Origin of the sequence: Bathymodiolus platifrons methanotrophic gill symbiont (assembly GCF_002189065.1) — a bacterium.
GTDB lineage: Bacteria > Pseudomonadota > Gammaproteobacteria > Methylococcales > Methylomonadaceae > Methyloprofundus.
Genome location: NZ_BDMN01000537.1, coordinates 1 through 1552, shown reverse-complemented (window position 1 = coordinate 1552; position 1552 = coordinate 1). Strand labels below are relative to the sequence as shown.

Annotated in this window: 2 protein-coding genes and 1 pseudogene; 2 read left to right on the top strand and 1 reads right to left on the bottom strand. The window is 42.7% G+C overall.

The window, feature by feature from the left end; all coding sequences use genetic code 11:
* Together CDZ78_RS20230 and CDZ78_RS20225 are read left to right on the top strand one after the other, a co-directional pair.
* Positions 1–292: DDE-type integrase/transposase/recombinase (locus CDZ78_RS20230; RefSeq protein WP_140414264.1), on the top strand; the 292-nt coding region annotated here is incomplete at its 5' end.
* 189 nt (positions 293–481) lie between these two features.
* A pseudogene (locus tag CDZ78_RS20225) lies at positions 482–981 on the top strand (IS6 family transposase); the annotation flags it as partial.
* Between the two features lie 324 nt (positions 982–1305).
* Here the strand turns inward: CDZ78_RS20225 and CDZ78_RS22465 are convergent.
* Positions 1306–1452 (bottom strand): hypothetical protein, encoded by a 147-nt coding sequence (locus CDZ78_RS22465; protein WP_167374430.1) that lies wholly within the window; start codon positions 1450–1452, stop codon positions 1306–1308.
* Positions 1453–1552 lie beyond the last annotated feature (100 nt).

Below are 1552 nucleotides of genomic sequence, written 5' to 3'. Positions count from 1 at the left end.
TATGGATAAAAGTGGCGCTAACTATGCAGGATTAGCCAATATTAACCTCTTGTTAATCCTAGCAGGGTTTGCCACTATGATCGACATATTACAGGTTAAATATTTGAATAACATCATCGAACAGGATCATCGCTTTATCAAAAAAATAACAAAGCCAATGATGGGCTTTAAAGCGTTTCACTCCGCTCAAGCAACCATTGATGGAATTGAAACGGCACATATGATCCGAAAGGAACAATTGTCTAAGGAAAATATGCCTGCGTATAAGCAGTTTATGGCTTTAGCAGGATAGTTATGCCTGAAGGCCAGAAGGTCTGCGCTTTTAATAATTATTGCGACAGAACCAAAATAGGTATATATTGAATTAAACAACCATCAGCTAAAACTGGATAAGCGCGCCATGCGGTTCTGTCGCATAAAGTTCACTTTCTCAGGTTATCTGCTATCATTAAGTTTAATTTTCTATATCAGGAATTCTCAAATGCTTAGTTTTAAATGGCACTACTTTGAAAAAGAGATCATTCTCCTAAATGTCAGATGGTACTTGGCTGACCCACTCAGTTATCGCAATCTTGAAGAAATAGCGGAAGAATGAGGCTACCTGTTGACCACAGCACACTTAACCGCTGGGTTATCACGTATGCGCCTAAATTAGAGAAAGAATTTCACAAAAAGAAGCGTCCTGTGGGTGGGTGGTAGCGTATGGATGAAACCTATATTAAAGTCAAAGGGGAGTGAAAATATTTTTATCGAGCAGTTGATAAAGAAGGGAACACCATTGACTTTTTACTCACTGCAAAGCGTGATATGAAAGCAGCCAAGCAATTTTTTAAGAAAGCCATTAAGAGAAATGGTCGGCCTGAATTAGTCAATATAGATAAAAGTGGTTCAAATAAAGCAGCTCCTATTGTCATCAGGCAATGTAAATATTTAAATAATATTATCGAACAGGATCATAGGAATATTAAACGAACCACTCGACCTACGCTGTTAATCCTGGATGGATTAATAGTCGGTGGTAGGCGAAGGGAAATTTGCCAATCCGAAGTGCGCTAGCAGCGGGCTCGGGAGGCTAAAATTTTATCCCGATGAGCCGTAGAGCCATTTGAGGGAGCCTTAGCCATGCGGGTTTTGTGCATGGGGGAGGTGGACGCAGGGCGTGCCAAGGCATAAATGATTCGCGGTGCGGCGAATCGATTTTTGTGACATGGAGTCCCAAAATCTATCATGAAGACGCGCGATGGCGCGTATATGCTGTGCTTTAAAAACTTCTATAGTGCTCAAAAAACATTAGCAGGTATTGAGCTAATGAAAATGATCAAAAAAGGGCAAATGATCGCAGGCGCGCCATGCTACCTCACGAAATTCCGGGACTCCTGTCGCCATAATTCGTTCACCTACGCAGCGGATGGGAGATGCCCTGAACGCCCTGCGTCCGCAACGACTACGCACAAAAGCCGCTTCGTCATTACTACCTCACTGGCTGGACGGCTATTCGGAATGCAATTCTTGCTCCTCTCGCGTGCTGCTAGCACACGTCGAATCAGCGAAT